Source organism: Paraniabella hibiscisoli (assembly GCF_022512515.1).
GTDB lineage: Bacteria > Bacteroidota > Bacteroidia > Chitinophagales > Chitinophagaceae > Niabella > Niabella hibiscisoli.
The window spans coordinates 2,076,967-2,095,345 of sequence record NZ_JAKWBK010000001.1 but is presented as its reverse complement, the minus strand read 5'-3'; the positions used below and the strand labels follow the sequence as shown (position 1 = coordinate 2,095,345).

Genomic DNA, 18,379 nt, shown 5'->3' with positions numbered 1-18,379 from the left:
GACTTAGCTGCTGCCAGATAGACTCGATCGATAAGATTTTTTTTCGGGATATAAAACCAGTGCGCAAGCGAGTCTGTCATCCGACAGAAATATTTCTCCATAATTCATGCAATAGTCAAAAGCGTAAGACATCAGAACTTTGATACGGCTCTCGCTTCTACCTTCTTTTTCTATAATATAATGGATGCTTTTACTATTGCAAAAACATTGAACCAGCAGGTCAACAACTAATGGTTTGTCTACTTTTTGGGCGGTAATCATCAGACAATGAAAATATGTTTATGAAGAGGGAATTATGAGGTGTATTGATGCTACATGCTGAATAGCTCCGTAAAAACACGCTGCTAATCTGATGCTATTACACAACAAAATAAAAAGTAGGCACTACGAAGCGGTTTCATAAAAACTTATTTAAAATTACAGCAGCATTTTAGGGCAGTTGCCAACTTCCGAATGGCACTTGATTAACCTTGATATTATGGGCTATTATCAGGATCATCAAATATGTTTAGAAGTTATCGCAGAAGCCCGGAGGCTCCTTTATAGAACAAAGGAAATATGCGGAAAGGATTATGAGAGACTTTTTCGATGAATGGGCCTATTTTTTCGATGAAGCAGGTTGTTTACTCGCCCAAATGCTGACATCCATTTGCCGAACAGCTATAATGCTTTAACTTTAGTGTTTTAACATTGTAATAATGAAGTGCACCGGTAAAGTGGGTCTCAAATAGATCAGGCTATGGCAGAAAAAACACTTATTCATTTACGGCAGTTCTGGACCTTATTGGCATCAATCCATTTGTACCAATACCTGGAAAAATTCTTAAATGCCTCTTCGATTCGGCAGGCAGGGATAAAGGGCCGATACCTGTTACCGGAACAATCAATCAAGAACCTTACACCCAAACACTGGTTAAATTTAGAGGTGAATGGCGGCTGTACATCAATACTCAAATGCTAGCTAATTCACCCCAACGTATTGGAGAAAAACTAAAAGTCACTATTGCATGTAATCATGCCACCCCGCCTGAAATAAAGGTGCCTGAGGTATTTGAGCAGGCACTTAAGAAAGATAAGGAAGCAAAAGTAGTATATGAGCAATTAGCGCCTTACCTGCGAAAAGAGATCAACCGGTATCTCTCGGGTCTGAAAACGCAGGAAAGCATTAGCAAAAATACTATTCGTGCAATTAACTTTTTAAAAGGTAAAGAACGGTTTATAGGGCGTGATAAACCTTGATACCATTATTAAAAACGGAGCAATGATCATCAGACAGGCTGAAATAGAAGATATTCCCCAGATACAAATAATAAGAAATGCGGTAAAAGAAAACCGGCTTTCTGATCCGGGATTAGTAACGAACGAAGACTGCGCACACTTTATTAAGGAAAGAGGAAAGGGATGGGTTTGCGAAGAAAACGGCAAGCTGACAGGCTTCGCTATTGCCGATCTGCAAGACCATAATATATGGGCATTATTTGTGCATCCTGATTGTGAGCACCGGGGTGTTGGCAAGCTTCTGCACGACACGATGATGAATTGGTATTTTACTCAAACTACCCAAACAGTATGGCTGGGCACTGCCCCCGGAACCAGGGCCGCAAATTTTTATAGAAAAGCGGGATGGAAAGAAACAGGAACTAATGGTAAAAATGAAATCAGGTTTGAGATGACGGCAGCAGAATGGCTTCAACAATAAATAAAAAGACCTGATCATGAAATCTCCGCTATCCTCATACAATCCCGCAGATTTTGAAACCGTAAAACAGGTAGCCCTATCTTTTCCTGAAACGGAAGAGTCGGTTTCACACGAAGGGACGCCATCGGTGAAAGTAAGAGGGAAATTAATGTGCCGCCTGCATGAAACAGGCAGCTTTATTCCCATACGCCTCAGCTTTGAAATAAGAGACCAGTACCTGGATAGCCACCCGGAATTGTTTCACCTGCCCGAACATTTCAAAAACTACCCCTACATCTGCATGTGGGTTCATCACTATGATATACAACTGCTCAAACAGGTATTAACGTTAAGCTGGCGCGAACTGGCAACAAAAAAAGCCATCAAGGCATATGATCAAGCTGGCAACAAATGATAGCTTAAATCTTATCCTTAATGGCTCCTGTTAATTAGCATTTTAATTAACCGTGCTCAGCTGCTTTAATGTATTTTCAATTCTTTTAATAGTTTCGTCTTTGCCAATAATCTGGGCGATATCGAATACACCTGGTCCAAACTTACCTCCCACCAGCATAATACGCAACGGCAGCATCACTTCTCCCGGCTTAAGCTGGTTAACTGCCGCTATCTCCTTAAAATTATTTTCCAGGTCATGAGCTTCCCAAAGAGTAGACAACTCATAGTTTCTTATCACCTCCTGGAAGAACAATGTCTTGGCTTCATTCCACTTAGGTTGAATAGCTGCCAGATCAATTACCTGGGGAGTGGTAAAGAAATAAGAAGACTGCTCATAAAAATCGGTAAGCAGCGTGCAGCGATCTTTAACAAGTTCAATTACCTTATTGAGCAATGCAGTATCGGGAACCTCGATACCCCTGGCAGAAAGTATATTCTGCACCTTGGGGTTTAAAGCCGGTGCATCCAGTTTTTTGATCCACTCCTGGTTGAACCATTTCGCTTTTTCATAATCGAATTTGGCGCCGCGCTATGCACACGGTCCATCGAAAACTTATCGATCATTTCTTCAATAGAAAAGAGTTCCTGCTCTGTACCATCGTTCCAGCCTAACACTGCCAACAGGTTAATAAAAGCTTCTGGTAAAAATCCTTTTTCCTTAAATCCTTCGGTTAATTCATCGCTTTTAGGATCTTTCCAGTTCATTGCAAAAACCGGGAAACCGTATTTTGCGCCATCTCTCTTGCTAAGCTTTCCGTTGGGACCTAGTATGAGCGGGAAATGCGCCCATTGCGGCATCTTATCTTCTCCAAAAAGGTATTTCCACAGTAATACATGCACCGGTGCACTGGGCAACCATTCTTCGCCACGAAAAGCATGGCTAATCTCCATAAGGTGATCGTCTACTACCACCGCCAGGTGATAAGTAGGCATACCGTCCGCTTTAAGCAAAACCTTATCATCCACTACGGAAGTATTGAAGCTCACTTCCCCACGTATCATATCATTAAAGCTTACGGTCTCGTTTTCGGGCATTTTAATGCGGATTACATAGGGCGTATCGCTATGCATCAATTCATGCACCGTGTCGCCATCCAGCGTTAGTGAGTTACGCATTTGCATACGAACCTTCTGGTCATACTGGGGAGCAGGATTCTCATCAGTTTTATATTGCTGACGCATTTGATCCAGCTCTTCGGGCGTATCAAAAGCATAATAAGCATGTCCTTCCGCCACCAGTTGATCAGCATAGTTTCTATACAACTCCTTGCGTTCGCTTTGCCGGTAAGGGCCGTAGTTTCCTCCATGCTGTACGCTCTCATCCGGTTCCAGCCCTGCCCATTTAAGGCATTCAAAAATATAATCCTCCGCCCCCGGAACAAAACGGGTCTGGTCGGTATCTTCTATCCTTACAATAAAATCACCGCCGTGCTTTTTTGCAAAAAGGTAATTATATAAAACGGTTCTAACACCCCCTAAATGTAAGCCCCCTGTAGGCGAGGGGGCAAAACGTACTCTGACTTTTTTATCGCTCATGGCGCAAATGTATTTCAATTACCACGAATAGGCTAATAAAAGCAATAGCTTGTGGATGAAGAATTTTACAACCAAAACCTGTTTTATCATTACAATTCTTTCAAAACAATATCTTTCCAGCGCACTTTAATGCCACCTCCGTCATGTATCTGCAAGGCAATAAAACCATTGGCTGCGCCAATTTTCGAATCGGTAATATCAATCATCTGGTGGTTGTTAAGCCATGTAGTTACCTGGTCATTTACCACGCGTATTTTCATCGTATTCCATTTGCCCACTTTTAACCATTTCTCATCTTCAGGTTTAGGCTTTACCATCCACCCGCGTCCATAAGACTCATAAATACCTCCGGTTATTATTATTAAGAGAGCTACCTCAACCTGCCAGCCGTTAATCTTTACTCCTTCAATCGAAGAACGAAAGAATACGCCACTGTTACCGTTTGCCTCCTGTTTAAATTTTAAAGTCAGTTCGAAGTTTTTATACTTTTTATCGGTTGATAAATAGCCATACTCCTTATCAGGACCGCTTTCACAAACCAGTTCCCCTTTTTCTACGTACCATTTTTCAGTACCGTGCACTGTCCATCCATTCAGGTTTTTACCATTAAAAAGCCAAAAGCTCTTTTGAGCATGTAACATAGAAACCAATAACAACGTCGAAACAACAGCAAGAATCTTTTTCATGTATAATTTTTTGATTTATAGAGATAGCCTTAAAAATACGAAGATTTAACAGACTGCCGTCATGTACCTTCATGTAATTAATTATACGCAGGTAATAGGTATGTATGGCGTACATTTACATAAACCAAATAACAATGACTGATTTGTTTTCTTCGGAGGGCGTAGTAGCGTTTATTGCACGATCAATAACTTAACGCCGGAAACAAAACCGCACTGGGGTAAAATGACGGTAGACCAGATGCTGGCGCATGTGAATGTACCTTATGAAATGCTGTATGAGCCGGGTAAACATCCCAGGCCTAAGGGCTTAATGAAATGGATCCTTAAAAAGTTTGTAAAAAGAATATTGTAAACGAAAAACCATATCCGCGTAATATGCGCACTGCTCCTGCATTTATTATTGCTGATCATAGAAACTACGAGGCGGAAAAAAGAGGTTGATCGACTACCTGATCCAAACACAGGAACTGGGTGGTGCCCATTTTGAAGGCAAAGAATCTCACTCATTTGGCGTACTCTCCCGAACGGAATGGAATAATATGTTCGCCAAACACCTTGACCACCACCTTAGCCAATTTGGCTTTTAAAATTATTGATCACTTTTAATTCTACATGATGAGCCGCTTTCTTTTTGCATTACTGCTGGTGCTTGTAACTGTTTCAGTTTCTCAGGCCCAGGCTAACCCTGACTATAATAAATCTTTGGCCGACAGCCTGGGCTCCGATGAACGGGGTATGAAAATGTATCAATTGGTGATACTAAAGACAGGCCCGGTTACAATTGCTGATAAGGATTCTGTGAAGCAGGTTTTTTCGGGCCATATGCAGAATATTGGCAAGCTGGTAAAAGACGGTTACCTGGTAGTAGCAGGCCCTTTCGGCAAAAACGATAAACAATACCGGGGACTATTCATTTTAAAAGCCAGGGATAAAGAAGAAGCTGAAAAACTGCTTCTTACTGATCCCGCGATTAAAACAGGCTTGCTGACTTATGACCTCCTGGACTGGTATGGATCTGCCGCCTTGCCCATGTATCTGCCTCACAGTGAAAAAATAAGCAAAACGAAATTTTAAGAAAAGAACATATTGATTAAACAATTTCAATAGAGCTTTGATGCCTGAATAATGGAGATGGCGTTAGTATTGTTGCAAAGCAAAAACACCGCAGGTATTTAATGGCAGGTTTAAATTTCTTTTCTACAGTATTTTACAAATAATCTTTTTTCAGCAAGGTTTTGCTAACTTTAGGAACTAAACAATGAACTGAACTGATATTAACAACGCATCTCTATCATAGATTCCCGAAATTTTTTGAACAGATTTTACAAAACTATAGGTATAGCCGAAAAAGTTAACTGTTTATTTAATGGAAATTGAACGCTCAAAAATGGGTATTCTTAAAAAATTGCTTATTGCCTTACTCGTCTTATCAGCGATGGTTTTGATCACCGCTGCATTTGTAGATAGCAATATTAAGGTTCAACAAACCATTCATATAAATGCTCCCGTTGAAGACGTCTGAATTTCACAAGCAATTTAACAGCCTTAAATAGCTGGAATGCATGGTTTAAGCGTGATAAAATGATGAAAACGTCTATTGGTGGAAATGAAGGCCGTTCTGGATCGAGTTTTTGCTGGGAAAGTGACAGTACTGAACTGGGAAAAGGTTGCATAACCATTTCACAGCTCACAACTTTCAGAGATGTGACGTTAGACATCATGGTTTATGCCCCTTATAAAACCCGCGCAAAAACATATATCAGCTTACAGCCAATAAGCAACACTACTCATGTAAAAATTAATTTCAATAGTAATGTCCCCTATCCGCTCAACATTATAACGCTGTTTAAAAACCCCCAAAAAACTATAGCAACCAATTATGCCCTTAGTTTGCAGGAGCTTAAAAGACTCAGTGAAGGCCAATAAACAAAAAGCAATCTTTGTATGTTATTCTAAACCGAATTTTCCAAAAGGCAATCCAGGCGAAATTCATTAATGTTGTTGTGAGGAAATTTTTCGTTTAAGTTGAAGGCCAATTCAAATTGTTTTATATGATTCAGAATTATGTATTAATTGCTATAGCAGTTGCTTTTAGTGTAATGATGCTGGTGCTTATCGGTCAGAAGCTGAAAGTAGCCTACCCTATCTTTTTAGTAATTGCAGGGTTGATTGTCAGCCTTGTTCCGGGTATGCCCGCATTTCAGATTGATCCCGATATTGTATTTCTTATTTTTTTACCGCCCATATTATTCGAAGCAGCCTGGTTTACATCCTGGAAAGATTTCTGGAAGCACCGGAAACAGATCTCCTGGATGGCCTTTGGGTTGGTATTTCTTACATCGCTGATAGTGGCTTATATTTCGTCCTCATTAATTCCAGGGCTTACGCTCGCCATGGGGTTTCTTTTGGGAGGTGTCAATTCTCCACCAGATGCGGTAGCAGCCACTTCGGTTTTAAAACACCTGAAAATACCTCAAAAAACAATTACGGTACTTGAGGGAGAAAGCCTGATCAATGATGCCTCCAGTCTTATTGTTTTTAAATTTGCTCTTGCGGCAGCACTAACCGGCCAGTTTGTGTTTAAGCAGGCCCTGGGCGACTTTTTTATGATGGCCGTTATGGGCATTGCCATTGGCCTGGCTGTTGGCTACCTGTTTTCTGCGTTGTTACGCATTATCCCGTCTAATTCTAATATCGATACGATTATTACCCTAATTGTTCCCTATGTAATGTATATCACGGCAGAGCATTTTCACTTTTCAGGTGTATTAGCGGTGGTGAGCGGGGGACTAATGATGTCGTACCACTCTCATTGCTTTTTAAGCCATACTGCGCGTATACAGGCCGGTGCTGTTTGGAGCACTTTGATTTTTACCATTAATGCCATTGTATTTGTACTCATTGGCTTAGAGCTACCGGTAGTTGTGGCCGGCATGAAAGATTATTCTATTGCAGAAGGTATCAAATATGCTGTTATTATAGGTGGTGCCATGATCGCATTACGCCTGCTTTACAGCTACGCATTAGCCTATTTACCGGGGTTCTGTTTTAAAAAGATCCGGCTTACCCGGCCTAAGCCCAATTGGAAGGAACCATTCATTATCAGCTTTGCGGCTATGCGTGGCGTGGTATCTTTAGCCGCAGCGCTGTCAATCCCTTTAAACCTGCCGCATCGCAATATTATCCTGTTCGTCACTTTTGTGATCATCCTCATCACCCTGGTTGGACAAGGTTTACTGCTGCCGGCGGTTTTAAGATGGATAAAGGTAGAAGAGGACGAAGTAAAAGTTCCTCATGAAAAGCAGGAAGCCATTATACAAAAGCAATTGAAACAGGTCGCTCTTGAAAAGATCAACAATGATTACGGCGGCGATCTTACCGAAAATAGCCTGGTTCGTCACCAGAAAACCAAGCTGGAGAATGAGCTGGAGCTACTGACCGATAAATTCAGCTGCATTGACCACTCCGAACATTTCCAGGCTGCCGCTGCACGTAACCGGGATGTGATAAGGGATATCATTAAATTGCAAAGGGTAGAACTACATAAAATACGCCGGGAGCGTAAATTTGACGATGTGGTATTGCGCAACCTGGAAATGCAACTGGACTTTGATGAAACAAAACTTACAGGCTTTCAACATTAATATTTATGAACATAGCTGAATCGATAAGCTGGAACGATTTTGAAAAAATAGATATTCGCGTTGGAACAATTGTACAGGCAGAAGTATTTGCTGAGGTACGTAATCCGGCCTATAAACTGTTGATTGATTTTGGAGAGGAGCTCGGTACGCTGAAATCATCAGCACAGATCACCAGGCTATACCAGCCCGAAGAGCTAATCAATAAGCAGGTGATTGCCGTAGTTAACTTCCCTGTAAAGCAAATCGCCAATTTCTTTAGTGAATGCCTGGTATTGGGTGTTTTGGGCGCCGATAAAGAAGTTACTTTATTGACACCTGATAAACCGGTAAAAAACGGGCAGAAGATCAGTTAAATGCAGCTATTTCTTCCAGAGATTGCGCAGGTATTTACCGGCCTTATTGATAGCCCCAATCTGCTCACTCAGCGTTTCAATTAATTTACCATCTGCTTGTTGAATATCACTCATGTTGATACCTGTTTCTAATTGCTCAGGGTACAGTATGATATAGCTGAGCTTATTGAAATAGTTAGTTAGGTAATAAGGCAGTTTATTGAACTGGGGCAAATAAGAGTTATAACCCTTACGCGAAGAAATGATCACAAACAGATCGTTAGTGTTCAACTCTCTTGTAAAAATCAGGAAGTCATCCCAGTTATTAAATTCATTGTAAGAGGTCTGCAGGTTGCTATTATCCCGCTGGGCTACAGACTGTATGGCAGCCAACGTTGCACCCATTCCATGGAAACCAACTTTCATCCCCGATTCCTGCGATAGCAGCGTTATCTTTGCAACCAATGCACAAAACCAGGTTCTGTCTCCGCATTGGGAGGAACGGCAACGATCATCCGTTTTAAAGTATTAAACGGCTGTGCAGGTTTGTATACATAAATTGTTTCGTAAATTCTTTTAATGATATTTTCGGCCACCTCTCCAAAAAAACTTTTTGGTCTGCATTTTTGTGTAAGCCTATAACAATATCGGTTACCTGCTGTTCTTTAATGGTATAAACAATACCATTGCTGATACTGGAGTCGTACCTCATTAAAGGGCTCATGGTATTTTCGGAGGCTGCGGCATGCGATACGGCATTTTCAAGTATCTTTTTACCTCTTCCGGCAGCATTGGATCCCTCTGCTGCGTCAGCTACAATGTGCAGGCCGTAAAGCGGAACATTGCTTTTTTAGGTTTCAACAGTACTCCCAGGTCCACCATATCTGTGGCAATTTCCGGGTAGGCTAAAGAAATCAATATTTTTCACTCGTTTCGGCCGCTTCAACATCAGGTATCTGCTCATCCTCCTGTAAGGCCAGCTTTTTAGCTGATCTTTCGGTCACGAAAGACCCTACGCCGCAGCTCACCAAAATCAGCAATATGGTTCCATTCAGTACATCCTCATCCAGCAAACGAATGGGCTCGCCGGTAGCCGTTTCCCCGATAATAATATTATAACCCACCAGGATAATAGCCAGCGTGGCAGCAGCATGGGAGGCGCTAAGGCCAAAAAGCATCCGGCCTTCGGTTGTTGTAAGCTTAAATATTTTTGAGTTACCCAGGCTGCTACATACTTCGTAATCAAAGCAACCACAATAATCACCGCAGCTACTTTAGCTGCACCCAATCCTTTCACCAGTACTTTTACATCTACCAGCATACCCACACTTATGAGAAAAAGGGAATGAACAGGGCGTTACCTACGAAATTGATCCGGTTCATTAACGCAGAGCTGTGAGGTACAAACCGGTTTAAAACAAGCCCCGAAAAAATGCCCCGATAATCGCTTCTATCCCTGCGGCTTCTGCAAGAAAGGATGCGAGGAAAACCATTCCCAATACAAAAACATACTGAGATACACTATCGTCAAACTTCTTAAAAAACCAACGGGCAATTACAGGAAACAGGAACAATACAACACATACAAAAACGATAGAGGATAAGCCCAATTGTACCCAGAATGTAGCAGACACCTGTTCTTTTGCCATACCGGATATAGCAGCCAGTAAAAGCAAGGCTACCGTGTCCGTGATCATAGTACCTCCCACTGCCATGGCTACTGCCCGGTTGCGTATAACACCATACTTGCTGGCAATGGGATAGGCTACCAGCGTATGTGTTGAGAACATGCTGGCCAGTAAAAGAGAGGATAAAAAACTGTATCCTAAAATATAATAAGCAGCCAACGTACCACAAATAAGCGGCAGCAGGAAAGTGAGTAGCCCAAAAACAAATATTTTCTTCCTGTTCTTTTTAAATTCGGCTAAATCTATTTCAAGGCCAGCCAGAAACATGATATATAATAAGCCCACCGTACCAAACAATACAATACTGGTATCACGCTTCAACAGGTTCAGCCCGTGAGGCCCCACCAATACACCTGCAATGATCAACCCGATGATATGCGGCACCTTTATTTTGCTGAAAATAATGGGCGCAAACAAAATAATAAAAAGCACCAGGGCGAATATGATCACCGGGTTGGTCAGCGGCAGGCTAAAATCCAAAGACGAAAGTAGTAGCACCATATATTTACACCTCTTTTATAAACGGTCGGCGGTGATCGAATAAGTTGTTTTACAATCGGGTAAGGTAATCTCCCTCAACCCATCCATTTTCTTTTCATTCAACATTCTTAAGGTTACTTCCATTGTTGTTGCACTCAATGCGCCTTTATCTACCAGCTGCATACCCCGCCTGGTGTAGCTTCCGTTATAAATACGGGTTAAATTCTTGCCCGAGTAGGCTTTTACTATCACTTCATTTCCTTCGCTCGCAAATTCCCACTGTTCTGTTTTTACATCTCCTATGGCAGAGCCTGCGCAGGAGGTTTCTACGCATTGCATTTTTATTTGCCATTTGCCTACAACCGACGGACCATGTATCACTACCGAGTCTATTTCTCTTTTAGTGCTATCCAGCCGGTGTTCCCGGTCTTTTAAAGCGCTCTCTTTTTGAGTGAGCTGCTGCTCCCATAACACTAATGCCTGCTGCCGGTCGTTGAGTTCTGTTTCTTTATGCTTCATCGCCTTTTCCCGTTCACTCAATCCGCAGGAGCAAAAAAGAAGATAAATAAGATCAGAGGTTGAAGTAATTTCATAGTACTATAAAACGGTTAAACAATCAATACGAATCGTGGTAAAAGTAAGAAATCCTGTTTTATTCGCTCCCTGCTTGCAAATTTACCTGATAAACAACCATTTATCTCAATTCTATGGTGCATGAGCCAGCTAAAATATAACGAAGGCCGGTGCTGCAACTCTTTCAATAATGTGGTAACTTTGCATTTTACACATGCTATACGGCAGCAGTTAAACAAATGAGCAGGAAGGCCGTTAGTTATTAAAAAAATGGGGATGAACAATACATTTTCTGCAGATAGCATCAAAATAAGTGATACCGCAAAAGCTCGTATAGAGCAAATTCTTGCTGAAAACCTTGAGAAGGGAACAAAGAGCTTTGTGAGGGTGAGCGTGGTGAGCGGCGGCTGCTCGGGCTTGAGCTATAAACTGGACTTTGACAGCGAAGAAAAACCTAAAGACCAGGTTTTTGAAGACAATGGAATTAAAATAGTGACAGATATGAAAAGTCTTTTATATCTGTTAGGCACTATGCTTGACTTTTCTGAGGGACTCAGCGGCAAGGGCTTCTTTTTCAATAACCCTAATGCAGCCCGCACCTGTGCCTGCGGCGAAAGTTTCGCAGTGTAGCACCTCTATATCTTATCCAATTCAACAATTTCATGACACCCGATCAAATTTCTTACCTCGTATTTGGTATTGTAATCGTTATTGCCCTTGTGTTCGATATGGGGCTTTTTAGCAAGAAGAACACGGCTATTACCATTAAAACAGCGCTTTGGCAATCTGTATTCTGGGTGGCTTTAGGACTTGGCTTTTTCGTTTTCCTCCTTTTTGAAGAAAACAAAACCATTGCATTGAGTACCTCAGCGCCTACCTCATGGAAAAAAGCCTGAGTATCGACAATATTTTCGTGTTTATATTAATTTTCAATGCATTCAGGGTTAAAGAGATCTACTATAGCCGTGCGTTGCTTTTCGGGGTATTAATGGCCATTGTTTTCCGTATTATTTTCATAACCGTAGGTGTGGAACTGGTAAACCGCTTTCACTGGATATTATATGTATTTGGGGCCTTCCTGGTTTATACGGGTATTAAAATGTTTACTGCCGGCGATGATGAAGAGTTTGACCCGAAGGCACATCCTGTTTACAAATGGATCAAAAAAGTGTTGCCGGTGGTCCCACATGATGGTGGTGGCAAGTATTTGATTAAAGAAGATGGAAAAAGACGCTACACGATGCTATTTGTGGTAGTAGTTATGCTTTCTGTTATTGACCTGGTTTTTGCAGTAGACTCTATTCCTGCAGTAATGGGTATTTCTACCAACAAAATGGTGATCTACACTTCGAATATTTTTGCAGTATTAGGTCTCCGTTCCTTATTCTTTTTGTTAAGAGGAGCTATTACAAAATTCGATTACCTGCAGCAAGGTATCGCCATCGTACTTATTTTCATCGGAGCCAAAATGCTGGGAGAACACTGGATCTCGCAGTGGTTAGGAAAATCGCAACAGGTAGTGCTTTCACTATTGGTAATTGTACTTTGTATTACAGGCAGCATCGTTTACTCGATTTTGAAAAAACGAAAAGGAGTACCTGATGAGGATGACAAGATTGCTGACACGCCAAACGATTAATAAGGGTCATGTATACGCTACAGGATATTGCACACGCGCTTAAATTATCCGGGCAATCTGTACCCAGGGCATCCATTTATACCTTACTTACAGATAGCAGGAAGCTGATCAACCCCGAGTCCTCCCTGTTTTTTGCGTTGTCTGGCACCAGAAGAGATGGACATCTCTTTATACCCGAATTGTATAAAGCAGGCCTGCGCTATTTTGTAGTTTCAGAAAAAATCAGTGCGAAGGGTTACCCGGGAGCCATATTCCTGGAAGTAAATAATGTATTGGGCGCGCTGCAAAAGCTCGCTTCTTTTCACCGTTCCCAATTTGATATAGAGGTAATTGGTATAACAGGAAGCAATGGCAAAACCATCGTAAAAGAATGGCTGTACCAGCTCTTGCAGGCAGATAAGACTATTGTAAGAAGTCCTAAAAGCTATAATTCACAAATAGGTGTGCCGTTGAGCGTTTGGGAAATAGAACCCACTAATGACCTGGCCTTATTTGAAGCGGGCATCAGCCAACCTGGCGAAATGCAGCAATTGCAGGAAATTATTCAACCCACTATTGGCGTTATCACCAATATTGGCAGTGCACATAGCGAAGGCTTTAAAAACAATGCTGAAAAACTAAAGGAGAAGCTACTTCTTTTTAAAAACAGCCGTGTAATTATTGCCAATGGTGATGATACACTTATAAAAGAGCAGGTAGACCAGCTATCAACACCCACTTTTTACTGGGGAAAAAAAGACCTTTCCACTCCAGGTAACCTCTATAAAGAAGAAAAATGCAGGCACTGAAATAAACCTGAACTATTCAGGGCATAAATTTTCAGTTCAGACGTCTTTTACAGACGCCGCTTCCATAGAAAACATCATTACAGCTTGCACGGTTGCGCTCTATTTAGAAACAGACATTCACGCGCTACAGGAACGGGTACCATTGCTTCAACCTGTAAATATGCGTTTAGAGTTTAAGAAAGGCAACAACAATTGCATTCTTATCAATGATAGTTATAGCACCGATATTGATTCCTTATCTATAGCCCTGCACTTTCTGCAGCAACAGGCCAAGGGGCTTTCTAAAACGGTGATTTTATCCGATTTTTTGCAGGCAGGCAGTGATCCCGAATTATTATACGAAAACATTCTGGGGCAATTGCAAAAACATAAAATAGCCCGGTTCATAGGTATTGGAGAAAAATGCAATTGGTGATGCATTCGTTGATCACTGCCAAAAGGGTAAAGATCGACCATCATTTTTTCTTACTACAGCTGATTTCATACAGCACCTGCACTCCTTTGGCTTCAGAGACGAGGCCATACTGGTAAAAGGAGGTCGTGTATTTGAATTTGAACAGATTGCATCGTTGTTGGAGCAGAAAGCCCACCAAACGATATTAGAGATCAATTTAAATGCTATTGCTCATAATTTTAAAACATTTCAGCAACTGCTGCAACCATCTACAAAAATGATGGTGATGGTGAAAGCTTTTGCTTACGGTAGCGGCGGAACGGAAGTAGCTGGTTTACTACAATATCATAAAGCTGATTACCTGGGAGTAGCTTACGCCGATGAAGGCGTAGAAATACGTAGAGCAGGCATTTCTATCCCTATTATGGTATTAAACCCGGAGCCAAGCGCATTTGATGTTATTACCGAGCACCTGCTGGAGCCAGATCTTTTCTCTTTTGAGCAACTGGATGCTTTCGGGAAGCATATACAAAATTCGGGGTTGAAGCACTACCCGGTGCATATTGAAATTGAAACCGGTATGAACCGGCTTGGATTTGCAATAACGGACGTACCGGCACTAGCCCAACAGTTAAAGAATAACAGCTTTCTGAAGGTACAATCTGTTTTCTCCCACTTGGCCGCCAGCGAGGATGCGGTTGAAGATGCTTTTACCCTGCATCAATACGAGTTGCTGAAAGAGGCCGCCAGTCTACTAAAAGCAGAAATCGGATATGATTTTCTTACTCATATAGCCAACTCTTCAGCTATTGCCCGTTTCCCGAAACTGCAATTGGATATGGTTCGGCTAGGCATTGGCTTATACGGTATCGGGGCAAAAAAATAGCTAAGAAATTACACCCGGCACTTACATTAAAATCCACCATCGCCCAGCTCAAGCAAATCCAAAAGGGTGAAACGGTAAGTTATAATCGACGGGGCGTGGCTGCGCACAAGTCTACCATCGCGACAGTAAGAATCGGCTATGCAGATGGTTACTCCCGGCGCTTAAGTAACGGTGTGGGTTATATGCTGGTACAAGGTAAAAAAGCCAGGGTTATAGGCACGGTTTGTATGGATATGGTAATGATTGACGTTACCCATATAAAAGGTGTGACAGAAGGTGATGACGTAATTGTTTTTGGTGATGGACTCCCCGTGGAAGAGCTGGCCAAAGCAATCGGTACCATTCCTTATGAAATAATGACGGGCATTTCCCAAAGAGTAAAAAGAGTATATTGGAGTGAATAGGCCAGCAAGTCTATTGCGGCCAAAATTTGCTTCTTAAAAGAGCCGGATATTACCGGGAATACGCGTTTTTAGCAATTTTTTGCCTAAAGCTGGTAAATTAAACATTGAAATTTAAAAATTAAAAATCATCTTTGCAACCTTATGAAGGCAGGTAAATTAAGCACATCTATTATTATTATTCTACTGATTCTCATAGTAGATCAGGTGGTTAAAATATACATCAAAACGCACTATCCTGTTGGTGAAGTTACTCGTCTTTTTGGTATGGATTGGGCTCGTATACATTTTATAGAGAACAGTGGTATGGCCTGGGGGTGGAAGTTTGGTAATGAAGGGGAAAGGTAGCGTTGACCCTGTTCAGGCTGGTAGCTGTTATTTTTGGTAGCTGGCTGATCGTAAAATTTGCAAAAGAAAAATATTCCAGGGGATTTATGGTTTGCGTGGCGCTTATTTATGCAGGCGCTTTAGGTAATTTGATTGACAGCATGTTTTACGGAATGTTGTTTGATAAAGGCCTACATTTTGACGCTGCAGTAGGCGACTATGTAGGATATGGCGGTATTGCTTCTATGGGCGGCAAGGGCTATTCTTCTTTCCTCCATGGCAGCGTGGTAGATATGCTGTACTTCCCGATGGTAAAAACCACTTATCCATCCTGGTTACCCTGGGTAGGCGGTGAGCCTTTCGAGTTTTTCAGCCCCATCTTTAATATCGCCGACATGGCCATCTCTACCGGCGTTATTACATTGCTCGTTTTTCAGAAACGGTTTTACAGAAAAGTTGAGACGAATAATCCCCTGGTGGCTGAGCAGCAGCTGCAATAAAAAAATATCCGCTGAAAAATAACTTCTCCAGCGGATACCGGTGTTTCTCTATAATATTTTATATCATAAGTAGGTATAAAAATAGTGTTTGTTAAAGATTTTACAAAAAAACAGGCATCCCTAATTTGGGCGATGCCTGTTTTTGATTATCATTGTTTTACCGGTTCATTCTTGCGAAAACGTTCAAAAATAATTTTACTGGTCTTTTCATCTATGGAGGAAGACGCTTTGAGTGTACGGATCAGATGTGTTACCTCGTTGACTGTTGCCGGGCAACCGGCATTGCTTCCATCCGGCATTTTAGCATCAGCCACAAGTGTTCCGTTTGCATCATAGATCAGCCAGAAGGGAATTCCCGAGTCAGCCGGCGCATACTTTTTAAATAAATTTTCTGCCCCCGGGTTCTCCAGGTGCTTTTTATCTTTCGACTCCAGGATAGTTAAATGTTCAACTATATAATTTGCGTCAAAAAAAGGCTTACAGGCCGGGTCGTTCATAGCAGCATCCATTTTTCGGCACCACCCACACCAGGAGGCATGAAATATAACGAACACTTTTTTATGCTCCAGTCTTGCTTTGTTAAAAGCTTTTTGCAAGATAGTATCCGCCGGCAAAGGGCTTGTTTGAGCCCTTGAGCCCATCGCGAAAACTGTGAATAACAGTAGCACAATAAATTTAAAAGTCATAATAGTTGAATAAATTGGTGTGGGTAAACAATAACAAACAACGAAGGTATTACTGCTGTTTTTAAGCGCTCACAAAAAGGATGATAATAGTACCTTCGGTGCTCTAAAGTGATATTGATATGACGAAACTCTCCGTAAATATAAATAAAATTGCTACGCTTAGAAACTCGCGGGGCGGCGACAATCCTGATCTTATTAAAATGGCGAAAGACGCTGAGCGGTTTGGGGCAGATGGGATCACGGTACACCCCAGGCCGGATGAGCGGCATATCCGCTATGCAGACGTTCGTGACCTCAAGCCCATTTTGAGCACGGAGTTCAATATAGAAGGCAATTGTACCGAACAAAAATTCATCGACCTGGTATTAGAAACAAAACCACATCAGGTTACATTGGTTCCGGATGCGTTGGGGCAGTTAACCAGCGATCATGGCTGGGATACCATTACTCATAAAGATTATCTTGAAAATATCATTGGCGTTTTTAAAAATGCCGGTATACGGGTTTCTATTTTTGTAGACCCGGATGAGCGCATGGTAGAAGGCGCTGCAGCCACAGGCACCGACCGCATCGAATTATACACCGAAGGTTATGCGAAGCACTATCATGCAAACAGGGATGAAGCCATTGCCCCTTATGTATTAGCGGCGAAGAAAGCCAAGGAGCTCGGACTGGGACTCAACGCCGGTCATGACCTCGACCTGAATAATCTCCGTTTTTTTGCCAACAACATTCCCTGGCTGGATGAAGTAAGTATTGGACATGCATTGATCTGTGATGCCCTTTACCTGGGTTTTGAAAACACCATACAGTTATATAAAAGGCAGCTTGAGAGGAATTGACAGTATTACAACGTTTTAACTAGTTCGCTCGTCAATTGGTTGAACAATATAACATGAAGCTTTTATTATCGGCTATATTTCTTTTTTGATTGGCTCACTACAGGCCCAGCGTGTAGAGAGTATTCATTTCCATTTATATACTGATAGCCTGAAAAAGGCACTCATAATTATATTAACGTAGATGGAAAAATGAGTGATGGCAACTGGAAACCTTTAACCGCCAAAGAGCTGGATTTTAAAACAGACTATGGCAAATTTGAAGGCAATGACCTGGTTTTACCTGATAACCCGAATGTAGCCAAAGTAACTGTAAGCGTTAGTCTAAAGTCGGATAAGGAAAAGACCAAACAGGTTACGATCTGGATTAAACAGAAGCCCGATCCGCCTTTGCAAACAGAGGACAGCAATCGAAGGAAAAAATACAGATAGGGAATAGTTCATAGAAGATGGTTTATTATCGATCACAGCCATTATCTATGAACTATTAACCATCAATAGAGCTAGGCTTGCGCGGTAGGACCGCCAAAGTTTACCGGGATCTGGGTTTCATCCAGGTCTTTAATTGTCCCGTTCATGGCTTCAAACTTTTCGATATTATCTACCAATGCCTTCATAAAACGCTTGGCATGTTGAGGTGTAAAAATGATCCTCGACTTCACCCTGCTTTTAGGCGTTCCGGGCATAATGTTTACAAAGTCGAATACAAACTCTGCGTGAGAATGGGTAATAATAGCCAGGTTAGCATAAGTTCCCTCTGCCACTTCTTCTGAAATTTCGATATTCAGCTGATTTCCTTCTTGTTGATTCTGCATGTTATTAATTTGGAGGTGAAGATAAAGAAAA

At 41.7% G+C, this 18,379-nt stretch carries 32 protein-coding genes; 21 read left to right on the top strand and 11 right to left on the bottom strand.

What is annotated here, in order from left to right:
* Nucleotides 1-3: 3 nt before the first annotated feature.
* The gene (locus MKP07_RS13295; RefSeq protein ID WP_240847627.1) at nt 4-261 is read right to left on the bottom strand and encodes a hypothetical protein; all 258 of its coding nucleotides are present in this window, start codon (nt 259-261) and stop codon (nt 4-6) included.
* 513 nt (nt 262-774) lie between these two features.
* On the opposite strand from MKP07_RS13295, the gene MKP07_RS38485 reads away from it, so the two are divergent.
* The 3 genes from MKP07_RS38485 to MKP07_RS13275 are packed head-to-tail and all read left to right on the top strand — an operon-like array spanning nt 775 to nt 2,093.
* Complete coding sequence (locus MKP07_RS38485) at nt 775-1,239, top strand: YdeI/OmpD-associated family protein (RefSeq protein WP_262919731.1); 465 nt, start codon at nt 775-777, stop codon at nt 1,237-1,239.
* Between the two features lie 22 nt (nt 1,240-1,261).
* Nucleotides 1,262-1,699 carry a GNAT family N-acetyltransferase gene (locus MKP07_RS13280; protein WP_240847625.1) on the top strand — a complete coding sequence of 146 codons (438 nt, stop codon included), beginning with the start codon at nt 1,262-1,264 and terminating at the stop codon, nt 1,697-1,699.
* Between the two features lie 16 nt (nt 1,700-1,715).
* Nucleotides 1,716-2,093 (top strand): hypothetical protein, encoded by a 378-nt coding sequence (locus MKP07_RS13275; RefSeq protein WP_240847624.1) that lies wholly within the window; start codon nt 1,716-1,718, stop codon nt 2,091-2,093.
* Nucleotides 2,094-2,135: 42 nt separating this feature from the next.
* Here the strand turns inward: MKP07_RS13275 and MKP07_RS13270 are convergent, their stop codons facing one another.
* From MKP07_RS13270 to MKP07_RS13260, 3 genes are all read right to left on the bottom strand, one after another.
* On the bottom strand, nt 2,136-2,576 hold the full coding sequence (locus MKP07_RS13270) for a hypothetical protein (protein ID WP_240847623.1): 441 nt from the start codon (nt 2,574-2,576) through the stop codon (nt 2,136-2,138).
* Nucleotides 2,577-2,584: 8 nt separating this feature from the next.
* Nucleotides 2,585-3,670, bottom strand: a complete 1,086-nt coding sequence (gltX, locus tag MKP07_RS13265) for a glutamate--tRNA ligase (protein ID WP_240847622.1) — start codon at nt 3,668-3,670, stop codon at nt 2,585-2,587.
* 89 nt (nt 3,671-3,759) lie between these two features.
* Nucleotides 3,760-4,356, bottom strand: coding sequence for a 3-keto-disaccharide hydrolase (locus MKP07_RS13260; RefSeq protein ID WP_240847621.1), 597 nt, complete (start codon nt 4,354-4,356; stop codon nt 3,760-3,762).
* A 223-nt stretch (nt 4,357-4,579) separates the two neighbouring features.
* On the opposite strand from MKP07_RS13260, the gene MKP07_RS38480 reads away from it, so the two are divergent.
* From MKP07_RS38480 to MKP07_RS13230, 7 genes are all read left to right on the top strand, one after another.
* Complete coding sequence (locus tag MKP07_RS38480; RefSeq protein ID WP_262919289.1) at nt 4,580-4,708, top strand: hypothetical protein; 129 nt, start codon at nt 4,580-4,582, stop codon at nt 4,706-4,708.
* Between the two features lie 85 nt (nt 4,709-4,793).
* Nucleotides 4,794-4,943: a hypothetical protein gene (locus MKP07_RS13255; protein ID WP_240847620.1), complete on the top strand. Its 150-nt coding sequence runs from the start codon at nt 4,794-4,796 to the stop codon at nt 4,941-4,943.
* Between the two features lie 25 nt (nt 4,944-4,968).
* Nucleotides 4,969-5,430, top strand: a complete 462-nt coding sequence (locus MKP07_RS13250; RefSeq protein WP_240847619.1) for a YciI family protein — start codon at nt 4,969-4,971, stop codon at nt 5,428-5,430.
* Between the two features lie 292 nt (nt 5,431-5,722).
* Entirely contained in the window at nt 5,723-5,878 is a 156-nt protein-coding gene (locus MKP07_RS13245; protein WP_240847618.1) for a hypothetical protein, read from the top strand.
* A 59-nt stretch (nt 5,879-5,937) separates the two neighbouring features.
* Complete coding sequence (locus MKP07_RS13240) at nt 5,938-6,282, top strand: SRPBCC family protein (RefSeq protein WP_240847617.1); 345 nt, start codon at nt 5,938-5,940, stop codon at nt 6,280-6,282.
* Nucleotides 6,283-6,407: 125 nt separating this feature from the next.
* Nucleotides 6,408-8,000: a Na+/H+ antiporter gene (locus MKP07_RS13235; RefSeq protein WP_240847616.1), complete on the top strand. Its 1,593-nt coding sequence runs from the start codon at nt 6,408-6,410 to the stop codon at nt 7,998-8,000.
* A gap of 5 nt (nt 8,001-8,005) precedes the next feature.
* Entirely contained in the window at nt 8,006-8,353 is a 348-nt protein-coding gene (locus tag MKP07_RS13230; RefSeq protein ID WP_240847615.1) for a tRNA-binding protein, read from the top strand.
* 6 nt (nt 8,354-8,359) lie between these two features.
* Here MKP07_RS13230 and MKP07_RS13225 read toward each other — a convergent pair whose 3' ends face one another.
* From MKP07_RS13225 to MKP07_RS13205, 5 genes are all read right to left on the bottom strand, one after another.
* On the bottom strand, nt 8,360-8,797 hold the full coding sequence (locus MKP07_RS13225; RefSeq protein WP_240847614.1) for a hypothetical protein: 438 nt from the start codon (nt 8,795-8,797) through the stop codon (nt 8,360-8,362).
* Complete coding sequence (locus tag MKP07_RS13220; RefSeq protein WP_240847613.1) at nt 8,782-8,928, bottom strand: hypothetical protein; 147 nt, start codon at nt 8,926-8,928, stop codon at nt 8,782-8,784. Before MKP07_RS13220 ends, MKP07_RS13225 begins: the two co-directional genes overlap by 16 nt.
* A 318-nt stretch (nt 8,929-9,246) precedes the next feature.
* Nucleotides 9,247-9,510, bottom strand: coding sequence for a hypothetical protein (locus MKP07_RS13215; RefSeq protein WP_240847612.1), 264 nt, complete (start codon nt 9,508-9,510; stop codon nt 9,247-9,249).
* Nucleotides 9,511-9,744: 234 nt separating this feature from the next.
* A complete protein-coding gene (locus MKP07_RS13210) occupies nt 9,745-10,521 on the bottom strand; it encodes a cation:proton antiporter (protein WP_240847611.1) in 777 nt (258 codons plus the stop codon).
* 15 nt (nt 10,522-10,536) lie between these two features.
* On the bottom strand, nt 10,537-11,040 hold the full coding sequence (locus MKP07_RS13205; protein WP_240847610.1) for a hypothetical protein: 504 nt from the start codon (nt 11,038-11,040) through the stop codon (nt 10,537-10,539).
* A gap of 309 nt (nt 11,041-11,349) precedes the next feature.
* Between MKP07_RS13205 and MKP07_RS13200 the strand changes: the two genes are divergently transcribed.
* The 9 genes from MKP07_RS13200 (at nt 11,350) to MKP07_RS13165 (ending at nt 16,008) form a co-directional block, all read left to right on the top strand.
* Nucleotides 11,350-11,703: a HesB/IscA family protein gene (locus MKP07_RS13200; RefSeq protein WP_240847609.1), complete on the top strand. Its 354-nt coding sequence runs from the start codon at nt 11,350-11,352 to the stop codon at nt 11,701-11,703.
* A gap of 32 nt (nt 11,704-11,735) precedes the next feature.
* Entirely contained in the window at nt 11,736-11,969 is a 234-nt protein-coding gene (locus MKP07_RS13195) for a hypothetical protein (RefSeq protein ID WP_240847608.1), read from the top strand.
* On the top strand, nt 11,954-12,712 hold the full coding sequence (locus MKP07_RS13190) for a TerC/Alx family metal homeostasis membrane protein (RefSeq protein ID WP_240847607.1): 759 nt from the start codon (nt 11,954-11,956) through the stop codon (nt 12,710-12,712). Before MKP07_RS13195 ends, MKP07_RS13190 begins: the two co-directional genes overlap by 16 nt.
* 8 nt (nt 12,713-12,720) lie before the next feature.
* The gene (locus tag MKP07_RS13185) at nt 12,721-13,500 is read left to right on the top strand and encodes a Mur ligase family protein (RefSeq protein ID WP_240847606.1); all 780 of its coding nucleotides are present in this window, start codon (nt 12,721-12,723) and stop codon (nt 13,498-13,500) included.
* 160 nt (nt 13,501-13,660) lie between these two features.
* Entirely contained in the window at nt 13,661-13,915 is a 255-nt protein-coding gene (locus tag MKP07_RS13180) for a hypothetical protein (protein ID WP_240847605.1), read from the top strand.
* A complete protein-coding gene (alr, locus tag MKP07_RS13175) occupies nt 13,893-14,780 on the top strand; it encodes an alanine racemase (protein ID WP_240847604.1) in 888 nt (295 codons plus the stop codon). The genes MKP07_RS13180 and alr overlap by 23 nt, the downstream gene beginning before the upstream one ends.
* Nucleotides 14,726-15,184 (top strand): alanine racemase C-terminal domain-containing protein, encoded by a 459-nt coding sequence (locus tag MKP07_RS13170; protein WP_317236007.1) that lies wholly within the window; start codon nt 14,726-14,728, stop codon nt 15,182-15,184. Before alr ends, MKP07_RS13170 begins: the two co-directional genes overlap by 55 nt.
* Nucleotides 15,185-15,325: 141 nt before the next feature.
* Nucleotides 15,326-15,529 (top strand): signal peptidase II, encoded by a 204-nt coding sequence (locus tag MKP07_RS38475; RefSeq protein ID WP_262919288.1) that lies wholly within the window; start codon nt 15,326-15,328, stop codon nt 15,527-15,529.
* Between the two features lie 2 nt (nt 15,530-15,531).
* Nucleotides 15,532-16,008: a signal peptidase II gene (locus MKP07_RS13165; RefSeq protein WP_262919287.1), complete on the top strand. Its 477-nt coding sequence runs from the start codon at nt 15,532-15,534 to the stop codon at nt 16,006-16,008.
* A gap of 149 nt (nt 16,009-16,157) precedes the next feature.
* Here the strand turns inward: MKP07_RS13165 and MKP07_RS13160 are convergent, their stop codons facing one another.
* Nucleotides 16,158-16,622, bottom strand: coding sequence for a thioredoxin family protein (locus MKP07_RS13160; RefSeq protein WP_240847603.1), 465 nt, complete (start codon nt 16,620-16,622; stop codon nt 16,158-16,160).
* A 191-nt stretch (nt 16,623-16,813) separates the two neighbouring features.
* On the opposite strand from MKP07_RS13160, the gene MKP07_RS13155 reads away from it, so the two are divergent.
* Together MKP07_RS13155 and MKP07_RS13150 are read left to right on the top strand one after the other, a co-directional pair.
* Nucleotides 16,814-17,536: a pyridoxine 5'-phosphate synthase gene (locus tag MKP07_RS13155; protein WP_240847602.1), complete on the top strand. Its 723-nt coding sequence runs from the start codon at nt 16,814-16,816 to the stop codon at nt 17,534-17,536.
* Between the two features lie 189 nt (nt 17,537-17,725).
* Nucleotides 17,726-17,965, top strand: coding sequence for a hypothetical protein (locus tag MKP07_RS13150; RefSeq protein WP_240847601.1), 240 nt, complete (start codon nt 17,726-17,728; stop codon nt 17,963-17,965).
* A gap of 71 nt (nt 17,966-18,036) precedes the next feature.
* Here MKP07_RS13150 and MKP07_RS13145 read toward each other — a convergent pair whose 3' ends face one another.
* A complete protein-coding gene (locus MKP07_RS13145; protein ID WP_240847600.1) occupies nt 18,037-18,348 on the bottom strand; it encodes a DUF3467 domain-containing protein in 312 nt (103 codons plus the stop codon).
* Nucleotides 18,349-18,379: the final 31 nt, after the last annotated feature.